Source organism: Desulfocurvus sp. (assembly GCF_023230885.1).
Taxonomy (GTDB): domain Bacteria; phylum Desulfobacterota; class Desulfovibrionia; order Desulfovibrionales; family Desulfovibrionaceae; genus Desulfocurvus.
The window spans coordinates 1-15572 of sequence record NZ_JALNWM010000059.1; the positions used below are offsets into that span (position 1 = coordinate 1).

Annotated in this window: 14 protein-coding genes; 8 read left to right on the top strand and 6 right to left on the bottom strand. The window is 70.6% G+C overall.

Annotated elements, in window-relative coordinates; translation table 11 throughout:
• Window positions 1–120 precede the first annotated feature (120 nt).
• From radA to M0P34_RS06030, 6 genes are all read right to left on the bottom strand, one after another.
• The gene (radA, locus tag M0P34_RS06005) at window positions 121–1461 is read right to left on the bottom strand and encodes a DNA repair protein RadA (protein WP_291497446.1); all 1341 of its coding nucleotides are present in this window, start codon (window positions 1459–1461) and stop codon (window positions 121–123) included.
• Between the two features lie 61 nt (window positions 1462–1522).
• Window positions 1523–2437, bottom strand: coding sequence for a DUF3426 domain-containing protein (locus M0P34_RS06010; protein WP_291497415.1), 915 nt, complete (start codon window positions 2435–2437; stop codon window positions 1523–1525).
• 47 nt (window positions 2438–2484) lie between these two features.
• Window positions 2485–3030, bottom strand: coding sequence for a hypoxanthine phosphoribosyltransferase (gene hpt, locus M0P34_RS06015; RefSeq protein ID WP_291497417.1), 546 nt, complete (start codon window positions 3028–3030; stop codon window positions 2485–2487).
• 66 nt (window positions 3031–3096) lie between these two features.
• On the bottom strand, window positions 3097–3564 hold the full coding sequence (locus tag M0P34_RS06020) for an N-acetyltransferase (RefSeq protein ID WP_291497419.1): 468 nt from the start codon (window positions 3562–3564) through the stop codon (window positions 3097–3099).
• A 4-nt stretch (window positions 3565–3568) separates the two neighbouring features.
• Complete coding sequence (locus M0P34_RS06025) at window positions 3569–4096, bottom strand: TlpA disulfide reductase family protein (protein ID WP_291497421.1); 528 nt, start codon at window positions 4094–4096, stop codon at window positions 3569–3571.
• Window positions 4097–4112: 16 nt separating this feature from the next.
• Entirely contained in the window at window positions 4113–6524 is a 2412-nt protein-coding gene (locus tag M0P34_RS06030; protein ID WP_291497423.1) for a homocysteine S-methyltransferase family protein, read from the bottom strand.
• A gap of 239 nt (window positions 6525–6763) precedes the next feature.
• Between M0P34_RS06030 and M0P34_RS06035 the strand changes: the two genes are divergently transcribed.
• From M0P34_RS06035 to glpX, 8 genes are read left to right on the top strand one after another with little or no spacing between them, the layout of a single operon-like run.
• Window positions 6764–7789, top strand: coding sequence for an RNA polymerase factor sigma-32 (locus M0P34_RS06035; RefSeq protein WP_291497425.1), 1026 nt, complete (start codon window positions 6764–6766; stop codon window positions 7787–7789).
• Window positions 7782–8552: a hypothetical protein gene (locus M0P34_RS06040; RefSeq protein WP_291497427.1), complete on the top strand. Its 771-nt coding sequence runs from the start codon at window positions 7782–7784 to the stop codon at window positions 8550–8552. Before M0P34_RS06035 ends, M0P34_RS06040 begins: the two co-directional genes overlap by 8 nt.
• Before the next feature lie 52 nt (window positions 8553–8604).
• On the top strand, window positions 8605–10278 hold the full coding sequence (locus M0P34_RS06045) for a tetratricopeptide repeat protein (RefSeq protein WP_291497429.1): 1674 nt from the start codon (window positions 8605–8607) through the stop codon (window positions 10276–10278).
• The gene (locus M0P34_RS06050) at window positions 10275–11150 is read left to right on the top strand and encodes a hypothetical protein (RefSeq protein WP_291497431.1); all 876 of its coding nucleotides are present in this window, start codon (window positions 10275–10277) and stop codon (window positions 11148–11150) included. Before M0P34_RS06045 ends, M0P34_RS06050 begins: the two co-directional genes overlap by 4 nt.
• Before the next feature lie 37 nt (window positions 11151–11187).
• A complete protein-coding gene (locus M0P34_RS06055) occupies window positions 11188–11718 on the top strand; it encodes a hypothetical protein (RefSeq protein ID WP_291497433.1) in 531 nt (176 codons plus the stop codon).
• Window positions 11719–11748: 30 nt separating this feature from the next.
• Window positions 11749–12186, top strand: coding sequence for a ribose 5-phosphate isomerase B (gene rpiB / locus M0P34_RS06060; RefSeq protein ID WP_291497435.1), 438 nt, complete (start codon window positions 11749–11751; stop codon window positions 12184–12186).
• Window positions 12187–12237: 51 nt separating this feature from the next.
• Window positions 12238–14226, top strand: a complete 1989-nt coding sequence (gene tkt, locus M0P34_RS06065) for a transketolase (RefSeq protein ID WP_291497437.1) — start codon at window positions 12238–12240, stop codon at window positions 14224–14226.
• A gap of 27 nt (window positions 14227–14253) precedes the next feature.
• Window positions 14254–15237, top strand: coding sequence for a class II fructose-bisphosphatase (glpX, locus tag M0P34_RS06070; RefSeq protein WP_291497444.1), 984 nt, complete (start codon window positions 14254–14256; stop codon window positions 15235–15237).
• The last annotated feature ends 335 nt before the right edge of the window (window positions 15238–15572 follow it).

A 15572-nucleotide genomic window follows, 5' to 3' on the forward strand; every position in this document is an offset into this window, starting at 1 on the left:
AAAAGCACCAAAGGCCCTGGTGCCTCTTGGGCAGGTCGCCTGCCGCGATGGCGATTTCGTTGATGCAGGAAAGGAGCTGGAATCAGTCCCGGGCCCCTGAAGGGGCGACAGGGGGCATTCTCACCGGCTGCGCCCGAACAGCCTGGCCTGGAGCGCCCCGATGTTTTTCACCTCGCCGGGGTGCAGGGCCGGGGAATAGCCCAGGCGGGCGGCCTGCTTGAGGCGGATGTCGTGGGATGCCACGGGGCGGATCTGGCCGTTCAGGTCGATCTCGCCCCAGGCCACGGCGCCTTCGGGCAGGGCGCGGTCGTAGAAGCTCGACAGCACGGCGGCCACGATGGCCGCGTCCAGGGCGGGGTCGGCCAGCTTCATGCCGCCGCCGATCTTGGCGTAGATGTCCACTCCGCCCAGGTTCAGGCGCAGCTTCTTCTCCACCACTGCCAGCAGCAGGTGCAGCCGGTTGGCGTCGAAGCCCAGGGCCGTGCGCCGGGGGATGGCCAGGAAGGTCTTGGTCACCAGGGCCTGGACCTCAACGGCAAAAGGCCGCTGGCCCGAGACGGCCATGCACAGCGCCGCGCCGGACAGGCCGGGGTCGCGGTCCTGCAGGAAGAACGTGGACGGGTCGTCCACCACCTCCATGCCCGCGCCGGTCATGTGGAAGAGCAGTATCTCGTGCGCCGGGCCGAAGCGGTTCTTCATCACCCGCAGCATGCGGAACAGGTGCTGGCGGTCGCCCTCCAGGGAGAGCACCGTGTCCACCATGTGCTCCAAGAGCTTGGGCCCGGCGATCTGGCCCTCCTTGGTCACATGGCCCACAAGGACCAGGGTCGTGCCGCAGCGCTTGGCCTGCTCCACCAGCGCCGTGGACACCGCGCGCACCTGGGACACGCTGCCCGGAAGCCCGTCCACGGCCTCGCTGGACAGGGTCTGCACCGAGTCCACCACCATCAGGTCCGGCGCCTGGCCCTGGGCCAGGGCGGCCAGGGCGTCCTCGGCGCGGGTGGTGGCCATGGCCAGCAGATCGGGCGACAGGAGCCCCAGCCGCTCGGCGCGGCCGCGGATCTGGCCCAGGGACTCCTCGGCGGAGACATAGACGGCGCTGCGTCCGGTGCGCGCCAGGTTGCCCACCAGTTGCAGCAGCAACGTGGATTTGCCGATGCCCGGCTCCCCGGCCAGCAGCACGACCCCGCCGGGCATGAAGCCCTTGCCCAGCACCTCGTCCAGGGCGCTCAGGCCGCTGGAATAGGCCACGGCGCGGCCCTGGCGCAGCTCGGCCAGGGGCGCGGGGCGGTTCTCGGCCAGCAGGGTCTCGGCGCCTGGACGGCGGCCGGGGGCGGCGGCGGGCTTGGCCTCGGCGCGTTCGGCCAGGGTGTTCCACGCGCCGCAGCCCGCGCACTGGCCCTGCCACTGGTGCGACCTTGCGCCGCACTCGGCGCAGACGTAGACGCGCCGGGCCTTCATGGGCGCGGCGCGCGGGGCCTGGCCCACGCGAAAGGCGCCCCGGGCGGGGCCGGAACCGCGCTCACGGCGCGACTTCCTTGGCCGCCACGACCTTGACGTTGAACTCCGCCAGCCCCTCGGGCGGATCGAAGAACACGAGCATGAACGGCACGGACTGCCCGGTCTGGAGGTTGATGTTGTTGGCGCCCACGCCTGCCTCGTTGTCCAGGGCGGCCTCGATCTCCTCGCGGGCCAGCACCTGGAGCTGGAACAGGTCCAGGGTGTTGCCGCACAGCAGGCGGCGCGAGGCCAGCGGCTGGTTCTGGGCGTCGAAGAGGCTGGCCTCCACGGCGATGAGCTCGCGCGGGGTTTCGAACAGGTTCACGGCCTTGCCCTGGATGACGAACAGGCGGCCGGTCTTGTCGTTCTCCACATAGTACTGCTTGATGCCTTCCAGGGAAATCTTGCGCACCAGCTCGGCGGGGTCCGCGGCGGGGGCGGCGCTTTCGGCGGCCTGCTCCCCGGGGCCCAGGCCCAGAAGCTGCGGGGCGAACTGCCAGACCCCGGCCAGCCCGGCGCCCAGGAGCAGGATCACGGCCACCGCCACGATGGCCACGGTCCGCCCGCGCCCGGCCTTTTTGGCGGCCTTGGGCGCGGCGTCGAGGTTCAGGTCCAGCTTGGAGCCGCCACCCGCCTCCGGGGCGGGGCCGGGGCGCGGCCCGGGGGCATCGGCAGCCCCGGCGCCGGGGGCCGGCTCGTCGTCCAGGGCGGCGTCGCCCAGGGAGGCCAGCAGGTCGTCGTCATCGGCGCCGAAGTCCTGGCCGAAGCCCTCGTCCATCTCGTCCAGCTCGGGCAGCTCCCGCGAGTCCGGCCGGGCCTGGGGCACGACGGTGAAGACGTTTTCGCACACAGAACAACGCACCTTGCGCCCCCCGGGGGGCACCAGGGCGTCATCGAGGTTGAACGAGGATTTGCAGTTGGGGCACTCGACGATCATGGGCGCGCTCGCAATGCTTCGTCCCGGCCCGTCGGGGCGCCGGGGCCTCAGGTCTCGATTTCGAAGATGCCGCCAAGCTGGCGATAATGCTCGGCGTAGTCCATGCCATAGCCGACGATGAAGCCTTTATGCAGCGTGAAACCGGAAAAGTCCACGTCCAGAGGCACTTCGCGTCGTTCGAACTTGTCCACCAGGGCGGCCAGCCGCAGGCTCCGGGGCTTGCGCTCGGCGAAGGTCCGCAGCAGGAAGTCCATGGACCGGCCACTGTCCACGATGTCTTCCACCACCAGCACGTTCTTGTCCAGGATGGAGGTTTCCATATCCTTGGAGAAGACCAGTTCGCCGCTTTCCATGCCCTTGCCGTAGCTGGCCAGGCGGATGAATTCCAGTTCGAGGTCCAGGTCGATGTGGCGCACCAGGTCGGCGAAGAACAGGAACGCGCCCTTGAGCACGCAGACCACCGTCAGAGGCTGGCCCCGGTAGACGCCGGTGATCTCGGCGCCCAGCTCGCGCACCCGGGCCGCGATCACTTCCGGGGTCAGCACCGGTTTCATGTTTGCGGCCAGGGAGGGCGTGGCGGTCTTGGTCGTCATGCAGGCTGATCCTTTCAGGTTATGCTGTGATTGTCGCAGGCTGCGGGCAAAAGTGCAAGCCGGGGCCTACAGGGCCAGGAGCATGGCCGTTTCGTCGCATTCCGGGAACTTGGGGCAGTTCAGGCAGTCGGCCCAGACCTTCTGGGGCAGCACGTCCTTGGAAACCTCCCCGAAGCCCAGGCGGGCGAAGAAACCGGGCACATAGGTCAGGGTGAAGACCTGATACACGCCGAAGACCACCGCCTCGGACAGGCATGCCTCCACCAGCCGCCGGCCCCAGCCCGCCTTCTGCAATTCGGGGCTGACCACCAGCGAGCGTATCTCGCCCAGGTTCTCCCAGCAGATGGCGAAGGCGCAGCAGCCGACCACGGCCCCGTTGTCGCGCGCGACAAGGACGAAAAAGTCGCGCAGGTGGTGATAGATATCGGACAAGGCCCGGGGCAGCAGCTCGCCGCGCCCGGCGCATTGCATGAGCATGCCGTGGATGGCGCGCACGTCCTGCATCTTGGCCTTGCGGATGTAGAGTTCGGCCACGGGCTCAGTTCCTCCCGAGCAGGCTGGAGACGACGCCCTCCAGGGTCTCGGCGGGCACCCCGCCCTCGTAGGACGCGGCCTGCCTGCCCTGGGGGTCGTAGATCACGATGCGCGGGATGGCCCCCACACGGTAGAAGGCGGGCACGCTTTCGTGGGCCAGGTGCACCGGGTAGTCGAAGCGCGTCCTGGCCACGAACCGGGCGTAGTCCTCGGGATTCTCGTCCACGGACAGGCCGAGCATGACCAGCCGGTCCTCGCCCACGGCCCCGCGCAGGGCGTTCAGCTCGGGCACCTCGGCCTGGCAGGGCTTGCACCATGAGGCCCAGAAGTTGAGCAGCACCACCTTGCCCTGGGAGCGGGCCACCAGGCGCACAACGTCCATGGTGCTCATGGTCTGGGGCGCGGCGGGGGCGGCCTGGGGCGCGGGGGGCTGCGCCCCGCCCGAGGCCGCGGCGGGACACGCGGCCAGCCCGAGGGCCAGGGCCAGGAGAAGCGCCGCCATCTGCGGCAACGGGCGCGGGGAACGGGTCATGATCGAAGCCTCCGGGTCAGGCGGTCAGGTCCTTGGCGAGCTTTACGCAGCTCACCGCGTCGGGGGTGTAGCCGTCGGCGCCGATGGAATCCGCGAAATCCTGGGTCACCACCGCCCCGCCGACCATGACGCGGCACGGCAGGGCCTTGCGGCGCACAAGCTCCACCGTGTCGCGCATGCGGACCATGGTGGTCGTCATGAGGGCCGACAGGCCGATGAGCGATGCGCCCTCGCGCTCGGCGGTCTCCACGATGCGCTCGGCGGGCACGTCCTTGCCCAGGTCGATGACCTCGAAGCCGTTGTTGCGCAGCATGAGGATCACGATGTTCTTGCCGATGTCGTGGATGTCGCCCTCCACGGTGGCCATGACGATCTTGGCGCGCGGGGCGCCGCCCGCGGCCTCCAGCAGGGGCCGCAGGTGCGAGAACGCCGTCTGCATGGTCTCGGCGGATTGCAGCAGCTGCGGCAGGAAGTATTCCTTGCGCTCGTACTTCTCGCCCACCTCGGTGATGGCCGGGATGAGCTGCTCGCCCACCAGGGCGAAGGGGTCGGCTCCCTTGGCCAGCTCGGCGTCGAGCATGGCGCGGATGGAGTCCTTGGCGCCGCGGATCACGGCGTCGCCAAGGGTCTTGACCGGCTCGGCCGGGCCGGGGCCGCCCGGGCCCCCGGGCGCGCCCGTGCCGCCGGTGCCCGGGGTCCAGTTGGTGAAGCCCGCCACATAGCTCTCGGCCTGCGGGTCGCGCGCCAGGATCACCTCGGCGCTGGCCAGGCTTTCGCGCAGCCGGGCCGAGCCGGGGTTGGCGATGAACGAGGTCAGCCCGTGGGCCAGGCCCATGGTCAGGAAAGACGAGTTGAGCAGCTCGCGCGCGGGCAGGCCGAAGGAGATGTTGGACAGCCCGCAGGTGGTGGCCAGCCCCCAGCGCTCGCGGCACTGGCGGACGACCTCGAAACAGGCCAGGGCCGAGCGGGGCTTGGACGACACCGTGAGCACCAGGGCGTCCACCACGATGAGCCGCCGGGGGATGCCCAGGCCCTCGGCCTGCTCCAGCAGCTCCGCCACCACGTCCAGGCGCTCCCCGGCGGTGACGGGCAGCTTGCGGCCCTTGAGGGGCAGCAGGATGAACGGCGCGCCGTACAGGCGGCACAGGGGCCCCAGCTCCTCCATGCGCCCGGGTTCCCCGCTGATGGAGTTGACCAGGGGCGAGCCGGGATAGGCGTCCAGGGCGGCGCGCACGGCATTGATGTCCGTGGAGTCGATGCACAGCGGGGCCTGCACGCGCGCGGCCAGCGCCTGGACCAGGGCGGGCAGCAGGGCCGCCTCGTCCACCAGCGGCGCGCCCACGTTCACGTCCAGGATGCGCGCCCCGTCGCGCACCTGCTCCTCGGCCAGGCGCAGGGCCTCGTCGAAGCGGCCCTCCTGGAGCTGGGCCGTGAGTTCCTTCTTGCCCGTGGGGTTGATGCGCTCGCCGATGATCACCGCGGGCCGCTCGTGGCCCACGGGCACCGAGGCGAAACGCGAAGTGACCACCAGGGCGGGCGGCTCGGGCGGCTCGGGCAGGGACCAGGAGCGCTCGCCCAGGCGGACGGCCACGGCGCGGATGTGCTCGGGGGTGGTGCCGCAGCAGCCGCCCAGGAACTTGGCGCCCATATCCACAAAGGGCATGACCTGGGCCGCGAAATCCTCGGGGCCCAGGCGAAAGACCGTGCGCCCCTGGTCGTCCAGCTCGGGCAGCCCCGCGTTGGGCTGGACCACCAGCGGCGTGGACAGGCGCGGCAGCATGGCCCGCACCACGTCCACGAGCTGCTCCGGCCCGGCGCTGCAATTGGTGCCCAGCAGCTCGACGCCCATGTTCTGCATGGTGTCGATGAACGTCAGCGGGGCGGTGCCCGTGAGGCAGGCGCCCTTGTCGAAGGTCATGGACACGGCCACGGGCAGGTCGCAGGTTTCGCGGGCGGCGATGACGGCGGCCCGGGCCTCGGCCAGGTCGAACTGGGTCTCCACCAGGACGAGATCCGCCCCGCCCTCGGCCAGCCCGCGGATCTGGGCGGCGAAGGCCGCGATCATCTCGCGCAGGGTCAGGTCGCCCATGGGCTTGACGAAATGGCCCGTGGGCCCGACGCTGCCCGCGACGAAGCCGTGGTCCCCGGCAGCGCGCCGCGCGCAGGCGGCCAGAGCCCGCGAGACGGCCACCGGGTCCTGCCCGGGGCCGAGCTTGAAGGCCGTGCCGCCGAAGGTGTTGGTGGTCACCACGCGGGCTCCGGCGGCCAGGTAGTCGCCATGCACGCCCTGGACGGCGTCGGGGTTGGCCAGCCCGAAGAGCTCGGGCGACTGGCCGGACTTCAGGCCCCGGGCCTGGAGCAGGGTCCCCATCCCGCCATCGAAGAGGTGCACGCGGCCGTCGGCCAGCAGGCGGCGAAAATCAGGCAAGGGTCGTTCTCCGTTGGATTGTCTGCACCCGGAAACTGCCCGGGAAGCGGCCAGGGGCGGGCCTTCCCGCGCGCCCCGAAGGGGGAGATGATTAACCAAAATCATTGAAAAGGCCAAACAAAAACTATACCCTTCCTTTTTCGGGCCCCGCCTGTGGCCGCTTTGTCCGGCCGCCCTCCCCGGGCCCGCCCCGCCCGCGCATGACAACACGACCGAAATATGACAATGGACCCCATACGATGAGTGACAAGACGCCAAGGCCCCAGGCCGAAACGCCCGAAGTGCTGCCCCCGGAGGAGGAGCTTCACGAGGACGGGGACGAGGATATCCTCGACCCCGAACTGGACGACGGACTGGGCGAGGACGACGATTTCGAGCTGACGCCCGCCACCACCGGCGCCCTGGCCACGCGCGATCCCCTGCACCTCTACCTGCGCGAGATCGGCAAGTTCGGCCTGCTGGCTCCGGAGGAGGAGTTCGAGCTGGCCCGGCGCGTGCGCGACGACGGCGACTCCGACGCAGCCTTCAGGCTGGTGTCCTCCCACCTGCGCCTGGTGGTCAAGATCGCCATGGACTTCCAGCGCCGCTGGATGCAGAACGTGCTGGACCTGATCCAGGAGGGCAACGTCGGGCTCATGCGCGCCGTGCAGAAGTTCGACCCCGACAAGGGCATCAAGTTCTCGTACTACGCCGCCTTCTGGATCAAGGCCTACATCCTGAAGTTCATCATGGACAACTGGCGGCTGGTGAAGGTGGGCACCACCCAGGCCCAGCGCAAGCTGTTCTACAACCTGAACAAGGAACGCCAGCGGCTCATCGCCCAGGGCTTCGACCCCGACACGGCCACCCTGTCCAAAAACCTCGGCGTGTCCGAGGAGGTGGTCATCGAGATGGACCAGCGCCTGGCCCGCCAGGACATGTCCCTGGACCTGCCGCTGTCCGAGGACGGCGGGGCCACGCGCATGGACTTCCTGCCCGCCCTGACCCCGGGCGTGGAGGACACCCTGGCCCAGAACGAGATCGCCGAGGTGCTGCGCAGGCACCTGCGGGCCATCGTGCCCCTGCTTTCGGACAAGGAACGCGACATCCTCGAACTGCGCCTGCTCTCGGATTCGCCCGTGCCCCTGCGCGAGATAGGCGAGCGCTACGGCATCACCCGCGAGCGCGTGCGCCAGATCGAGACCCGGCTGCTGCAGAAAATCAAGAAACAGCTCTCGGACAACATCGACGACTTCTCACAGGACTGGATCGAGGCCGATGAATAAGCTCCTCTCCCGCATGAAGACCGAGGCCAAGGCCATGGTCGCCCGCCTGGAACTGCCCGGGTTCTACGCCCACTGCGCCCGCGAGCTGGAATACTCGCGCTCCACGTTTTTCGACAACCCCCTGCTGGTGCGCCTCCAGGAGGACGTGATCCCCTTCCTCTACGACGACTACGGCCACGGCATCGACCACGCCAAGAAGGTGGCCATCGAGGCCGGGGCCATCGTGCTGACCGAGATGCGCCAGGGCGACCTGGCCCGGGCCAGGCACCTGGCCCTGCTGGCCCACCTGGCGGGGCTGCTGCACGATGTCTGCCGCCTGGAGGACGACCACGCCGCCCGGGGCGCCGAGCTGTCCCTGTCCATCCTGGCCGACTACCCCCTGGAGGCGGACGACCTGGCGCGCGTGGCCTTCGCCATCCGCGACCACGAGGCATTCGCCGCGCGCCGCGAAACGACCGACCCCGAGGCCGCCCTGCTCTCGGGCGCGCTCTACGACGCCGACAAATTCCGCTGGGGCCCGGACAATTTCAGCACCACCCTGTGGGAGATGTGCGACTACAACGAAACCCCCGTGGCAGGCATCCTGGAGCGCTTCCCCGCCGGGGTGGCCAGGATCCGCGAGGTCGCCGGAACCTTCCGCACCGCCACGGGCCGCGCCTTCGGGCCGGAGTTCATCACCCTGGGGCTGTCCCTGGGCGAAGAGATCCACGCCAGGCTGAACGAGCTCGCGGCCAGGGACCTTTCCGGCGCCGGCCGGCCCTGAGCCCGGGCGCACACGCGGCCCCGCCGCACAGTCAAGGACACGACACAGCGCCATGCACCGCAACACAGCAGCGATTCTCCTCCTCCTGGCCGCCCTGGGCACGGCCTCGTGCGCGCCCCTGCGCGCCTCCGCCCCCGTGGCGGAGCCCGCAGCCGAGCGCTCGCCCGAGGCCCGGGCGGCCTACAACTACCTGAAATTCGAGGAGGCGCGGCGCTCCGGCGCCGAGGGCGACGCCCGTCAGGCCCTGGACGAACTGCTGCGCCTGGACCCCAGCGAAAGCGTCCACCGCCAGGGCGTGGACTTCCTGTGGCGCTCCGGAAGCGTGGACGCCGCCCGCGAGCTGGCCAAGCGGGGCATCGCCCTCTACCCCGACTCGCGCGGGCTGGCCGTGGCCCTGGCCAACACCTACTACGCCGAGCGGCGCCACGACGACGCCATCGCCACCATGAGCGACTACCTTGCGCGCAACCCCGAGGACTGGACCGCGCGCAAGGACATGGCCCTCATCCACATGGACGCGGGGCAGTTCGCCCAGGCCCTGGAAAACCTGCGCGCCATCCCCGCCGCCGAGCGCGACGCCCCCATCCTCTACTACAGCGCCAAGGCCAGCGCGGGCCTGGGCATGAACCGCCAGGCCCGGGAACTGCTGCGCGAGGCCGTGGCCAAGGACGCCTTCTTCGTCGAGGCATGGGCCGAGCTGGCCTATCTCTACGAGGTCGACGGCAACTACCTCGAAGCCGAAAAGGTCTACACCCGCCTGCTCGAACTGGGCGAGACGGGCAGCGAGGTCCACCTGCGGCTGATCAGCCTGAACATCAAGCTCAACCGCCCCGACAGGGCCCTGGAAATCTACCGCCAGGGCCCGGCGGACGCGGCCTACGGCCTGGAGGCGGCCAGCCTGTTCATGGACGAGAAGTTCTACGACCAGGCCCGGGCGGTGCTGGTGCCGCTGTCCGAGCGCGGCGACGCGCCGGACCGCATCTGGTTCTCCATGGCCATGCTGGCCTTCGAGGGCGACAACGACGCGGGCCGGGCCATCCGGTACCTGGAGCGCATCCCCGACACCGACCGCAACTTCCACCAGGCCGCCCGCTTCCGCATCCACCTGCTCATGGACAAGGGCGAAACCCAGCGCGCCCTGGAGCTGATCCTCGACCTGGAGCGCCGCTACCCCGACCAGGGCCAGTACCCCCTGCTCGAGGCGGGCTGGCACCAGCGCCAGGGCAAGTACGTCCGGGCCCTGGAGGTGCTGGACCGTGCCCTGGCCAAATGGCCCGGCGACACGCAACTGCTCTACTCCCGGGGCGTGGTGCTGGAAAAGCTCGGGCGCATGCCCGACGCCCTGGCGCAGATGGAGGAGATCATCGCCCTCGACTCCGAGCACGCCGACGCCCTGAACTTCCTGGGCTACATGCTGGCCGAAGAGAACCGCGACCTGGACCGGGCCCTGGTGCTCATTTCGCGGGCCCTGGAGATCGAGCCGGACAACGGCTACATCATCGACTCCCTGGCCTGGGTCCATTTCCGCCTGGGCGAGGTGGACAAGGCCTGGGAGCTGGTGCGCCGCGCCGTGGAGCATGTGGCCGACGAGCCCGACATCTGGGAGCACTACGGCGACATCGCCGCCCGCCTCGGCCTGCGCGACAAGGCCCGCGAAGGCTACCGCAACAGCCTGGAGCTGCGGCCCGGGCAGGCGCGGGTACGGGCCAAGCTGGACGCGCTGTGACCCTTGGCGGCGGCCGCCTCCGGGCGTCGCGGGCCCTGCTGGCCCTGCTCCTGCTGGCGCTGGGCGCGGGCCTGTGGGGCTGCGCCCAGCGGGCCCCGCGCGGCGAAAGCCCGCCCGCCAGGGCCCTGTGGGCCGCCTTCGATTCCGCCCGCCACGCCGCGCGCCGCGCCACGGGAGGCTTTTCCGCCTCGGGCAGCCTGAACTACGCGGGCGCCGACGGCAAGGCCATGCGCGTGGAGTTCCAGCTCTGGGGCAACCCCGCCGCCCCCGAGGGCCAGGGCCCGCCCGGGGCGGACGCCGCCCCGCGCCCCCTGCTGCGCCTGGACACCAGCGCCGGTTTCGGCACCCCCGTCGCCCTGTGGCGCGAAGACGCCCTGGGCATCGAGGGCTACATTCCCGGCGAGGCCGCGCTCTACACCCACGCCGACCCCCGGACCGGGGCCGCGCGCATGGGCCTGGGGGTGCCCCTGTCCCTGGGCGACCTGGCCGCCCTGGTCTGCGGCAGCTACGACGGCCTCGTGCCCGAGAGCTACCGCGACGCGCGGCTGCTTCCCGAGGGCGGGGCCCGCTACGAGTTTTCCGCCGCCGCGCCCGTCTCCGTCCTGACGCTGGACGCGACGGGCAGACCGGTGGTACTTGCAGGGCGGCTGCGACAGACTGCCTGGACCCTGGAGCTTGGCGCCTTCGACGAGGCCGCCCCGCCCGGGCCCCGGCGTCTGGCCTTGCGCACGCAGGGCGGCGCCACCGCGATCATCCGCATCAAACGCGCGGAACGCGGCGCCGAACCCTGGCCCGCCGGACGGCTGGCCCTGGACGTGCCCAAGGGCACCCGGATCGTGCCCCTGGAGCTCCACGAGACCCTGGACCACTGACCCCGCCCCCAGGGGCGGCAACGGACAGGAGGCTGCCATGACGACCAGGAACGACGACACCGGCCCCAAGACCGACACCGGCCCCGACACCGGCCCTGACACCGGCGCCAAGCCCGGCCCCGAAACCGGCCTTGACACCGAATCCAGGTCCGGCCCCGACACCGGGGCTGACACCGGCCCCGAAACCGGTTCCGAAACCGGGCAGCCCGAAGAGCGGACGCCCCGGGGCCCCGGCGGCCTTGCGGGCATCCTGGCCAACTGCCGCCTGGGCCTGCGTGTGCTGGCCGACGAGTTGCGCTGGCTGGTCACCAGCGGCCTGCGCGGCTACGAGTCGCGCCAGGTGCGCCGCCGCCTGGAGGCCGAATACGCGGCCCTGGGGCGGCTGGCCCGCGCGCACCTCGCCCCGGGCGACAAGGCCCCCCTGTCCGCCGACGGCGAGGCGGGCATCGTCATGGGCCAGATCGACTTCCTGGAGCAGGAGCTGGAGTTCATGGCCGACGACATGCGCCGCACCCGCAAGGAAATGCTCGCCCGCCGCAGGCGGGAGATGGACCCCGACGACAACTAGCCGCCCCGCCACGCGGAGCAAGGATACCCCATGCCTCCCACCACCGTCGCCATCGGCTCCGACCACGCCGGCTTCCGGCTCAAGGAAATCCTCAAGGCCGCCATGCAGGGCCGGGGCATCGAGGTCCTGGACGTGGGCACCATGAGCACCGACAGCTGCGACTACCCCGTCGTGGCCGCCAGCCTGTGCCGCGCCGTCCTGGACAGAAACGTGCCCGGGGTGCTCATCTGCGGCACGGGCATCGGCATGAGCATGGCCGCCAACCGCTTCGCGGGCATCCGCGCCGCCGTATGCACCAACGCCTACCAGTGCGAGATGACCCGCAGGCACAACGACTGCAACGTGCTCTGCCTGGGCGAGCGCGTAACCGGCGACGGCGCCGCCTTGCAGATTCTTGACTTTTTCCTCAATACCGAGTTTGAAGGGGGCCGCCATCAGCGCCGCGTGGACCTGATGGACCCCGCCTGAGAGGGCCCGCGCCACGCCGCGCCAACCGCCATCCGCACAAGGAAACCACTCATGGAACACACCACCGACAGCGCCCTGGACGCCCTGGCGGTCAGCACCCTCAAGGGGCTGATCATGGACGCCACCCGCAAGGCCAACTCCGGGCACCCCGGCGGGACCATGTCCTCGGCGGACATGGCCTATGTCCTCTTCAAGGAGACCCTGCGCTTCGACCCCAAGGACCCCGCCTGGTTCGACCGCGACCGCTTCGTGCTCTCCGCCGGGCATGAGTCCATGCTGCTTTACGGCCTGCTGCACCTGCGCGACCTCCTGGACATCGACGACCTCAAGGCCTTCCGCCAGTGGGGCAGCCGCACCCCCGGCCACCCCGAGCACGACGCCACCCCCGGCGTGGAGGCCACCACCGGCCCCCTGGGCCAGGGCATGAGCATGGCCGTGGGCATGGCCGTGGCCGAGGCCATGCTGCGCCACCGCCTGGGCGAGGACATCTGCGACCACCGCACCTACGCCCTGGCCTCCGACGGCGACCTCCAGGAGCCCGTGGCCCTGGGCTCGGCGGCCCTGGCCGGGAAATGGGGCCTGGGGCGCCTCACCGTGCTCTACGACAGCAACAAGATGCAGCTTGCCGGGCCCACCAGCCGCTGCGACGGCACAGACTACCGCATGGTCTTCGAGGGCATGGGCTGGCAGGTGCTGGAAATCGACGGCCACGACCACCAGGCCATCCGCGCCGCCCTGGCCCAGGCCCGGGCCGAGGCCGCCAGGCCCACCCTGATCATCGGCCACACCATCATGGCCAAGGGCGCCGCCACCCTGGAGGGCGACTACAACACCCACGGCGCGCCCCTGGCGCCCGAGGAGATCGCCGCCACCAAGGCCAAACTCGGCCTGGATCCCGAAAAGGACTTCCAGGTGCCCGCCGAGGTGCTGACCCATTTCCGCTCCCGCTTCGGGCACCTGAGTGCCGAAAGCGGCAAGTGGCACCGCAAGCTGACCGCCCTGCTCGACTCCGACCCCGACTTCGCCGCCCTGTGGGAGGCCGTCACCGCGCGGCGCCCCTCCCTGCGCCTGCGCTGGCCGGAGTTCGCCCCCGGCACCCAGGTGGCCACGCGCAAGGCCTGGGGCGCGGCCCTGAACGAAATCATGAACCAGCTGCCCCTGCTGGCGGGCGGCTCCGCCGACCTGGATCCCTCCAACCAGACCGTGAAGTTCCGCGAGGCCGTGGGCGTCTTCGGCCCCGACAACCCCGGCGGGCGCAACCTGTCCTTCGGCGTGCGCGAGTTCCCCATGGGCGCGGTGCTCAACGGCATGGCCCTGCACGGCGGGATCATTCCCTTCGGCGCCACGTTCCTGACCTTCTCGGACTACGAGCGCAACGCCCTGCGCATGTCCGCGCTGCAAAAACTGCCCGTGCTGCACGTCTTCACTCACGATTCGTTCTATGTGGGCGAGGACGGGCCGACCCACCAGCCCGTGGAGCACGTCAGCTCCCTGCGGCTGATCCCCAACATGCTGGTGCTGCGCCCGGCCGACGCCAACGAGACCAACGCCTGCCTGAACATCGCCCTGACCCAGGCCGAGCGCCCCTCGTGCCTGATGCTCACCCGCCAGGGCCTGCCGGTCATCGACCCGGCCGCCCACCCGGCGGTGCTGGACGGCCCGGCCCGGGGCGGCTATGTGCTGGCCGACTGCCAGGGCGAGCCCGAGGTGGTCTTCCTGGCCTCGGGGTCCGAGGTCCAGCTGGTCATGCGCGCGGCGGCCCTGCTGGAGGGCGTGCTCTGCCGGGTGGTCAGCGTGCCGAGCTTCGAGCTGTTCGACGAGCAGGACGCGGCCTACCGCGCCGCCGTGCTGCCCGCCGGGGCGCTCAAGGTCGCCGTGGAGGCCGGGCGGCCCGACCTGTGGCACAAATACGTCGGCACCGAGGGCATCGCCTTCGGCCTCTCCCACTTCGGCGCCTCGGCCCCGGCCAAGGACCTGGAGCGCCATTACGGCTTCACCCCCGATACCATCGCGGACATGGTCCGCGCGCGTCTTGGATAGCCAACGCACAAGCAAAGGAGTCCCACCGTGGAAGCCCCGGAAAGAAACCTCGCACTGGACCTCGTCCGCGTGACGGAAGCTGCGGCCCTGGCCTCGGGCCGCTGGCTGGGCAGAGGGAACAAGGACGCAGGCGACAAGGCCGCCGTGGACGCCATGCGCCTGTCCTTCAACGCCCTGGACATCAAGGGCCGCGTCGTCATCGGCGAGGGCGAGAAGGACGAGGCGCCCATGCTCTTCAACGGCGAAAAACTCGGCACCGGCCAGGGCCCGGCCGTGGACGTCGCCGTGGACCCCGTGGAGGGCACCAACCTGCTGGCCTTCGGGCGGCCCAACGCCATCTCCGTGGTCGGCGTGGCCCCGGCGGGGACCATGTACGACCCCGGGCCGAGCTTCTACATGCAAAAGCTCGTGGTGCCCGCCGAGGCCAAGGACGTGGTCCATCTCGACGCCCCCGTGCGCGAGAACCTGACCCGCATCGCCAAGGCCCTGGACAAGGACGTGGACGACCTTGTGGTCTTCGTGCTCGACAAGCCGCGCCACAAGCAGCTCATCCAGGAAATCCGCGAGGCCGGGGCGCGCATCGAGCTGCACACCGACGGCGACGTGGCCGGATCGCTCATGGCCATCGACCCGCGCTCCAAGGTGGACGTGATGATGGGCACCGGCGGCACCCCCGAGGGCGTGCTTTCGGCCTGCGCCATCCGCGCCATGGGCGGCGAGATCCTGGCCCGCCTGGACCCGCGCTCCAAGAACGAGGAGCACGCCCTCATCGACGCCGGGCGCGACCTGCGCGAGATCCTCACCGTCAAGACCCTGGTACGCACCGACGACGTGTACTTCGCGGCCACGGGTATCTCGGGCGGCACCTTCCTGGCCGGCGTGCGCTACACCGGCCACGGCGCCACCACCCATTCGCTGGTCATGCGCGGCAAGACCGGCAGCATCCGCTACGTCGAGGCGCGCCACGCCTTCGACAAACTGATGCAGTTCTCCTCCGTGAAGTACGACTAGCCCCCGGGCACAGCATGGGCGCCCCGCCCGGAAAGAGGCCGCACCCCGCATGGCGGGGCCGCGGCCTCTTTCTTTGCCCCGCGTCCGCACCGGCGTTGCGCAGGACGCGTTTTCCGTTTAACACTCAAACGGAATGCCGGATATCCTGTAACGGGAGGGGGACATCATGCGTACCATGACCGCGGCGGCGCTGCTGGGTGCCGCGCTGCTGCTTGCGGCCTGCCAGCCCGCGAGCACCATCAGCACCCTGCACGGCGTGACCACCGAGAGCAACGCCCTGGGGCCGAAGTTCAGCACCCTGTTCTGGGGCACGCAGTGGGAGTCCGTCTCCCTGC

Bases quoted from the DNA above. Each gene is read 5' to 3' on its own strand.
- M0P34_RS06055 (WP_291497433.1), top strand. From the start codon at position 11,188: ATGACGACCAGGAACGACGACACCGGCCCCAAGACCGACACCGGCCCC.
- M0P34_RS06010 (WP_291497415.1), bottom strand. From the start codon at position 2,437: ATGATCGTCGAGTGCCCCAACTGCAAATCCTCGTTCAACCTCGATGAC.
- hpt (WP_291497417.1), bottom strand. From the start codon at position 3,030: ATGACGACCAAGACCGCCACGCCCTCCCTGGCCGCAAACATGAAACCG.
- radA (WP_291497446.1), bottom strand. From the start codon at position 1,461: ATGAAGGCCCGGCGCGTCTACGTCTGCGCCGAGTGCGGCGCAAGGTCG.
- M0P34_RS06025 (WP_291497421.1), bottom strand. From the start codon at position 4,096: ATGACCCGTTCCCCGCGCCCGTTGCCGCAGATGGCGGCGCTTCTCCTG.
- tkt (WP_291497437.1), top strand. From the start codon at position 12,238: ATGGAACACACCACCGACAGCGCCCTGGACGCCCTGGCGGTCAGCACC.
- M0P34_RS06045 (WP_291497429.1), top strand. From the start codon at position 8,605: ATGCACCGCAACACAGCAGCGATTCTCCTCCTCCTGGCCGCCCTGGGC.
- rpiB (WP_291497435.1), top strand. From the start codon at position 11,749: ATGCCTCCCACCACCGTCGCCATCGGCTCCGACCACGCCGGCTTCCGG.
- M0P34_RS06040 (WP_291497427.1), top strand. From the start codon at position 7,782: ATGAATAAGCTCCTCTCCCGCATGAAGACCGAGGCCAAGGCCATGGTC.
- M0P34_RS06035 (WP_291497425.1), top strand. From the start codon at position 6,764: ATGAGTGACAAGACGCCAAGGCCCCAGGCCGAAACGCCCGAAGTGCTG.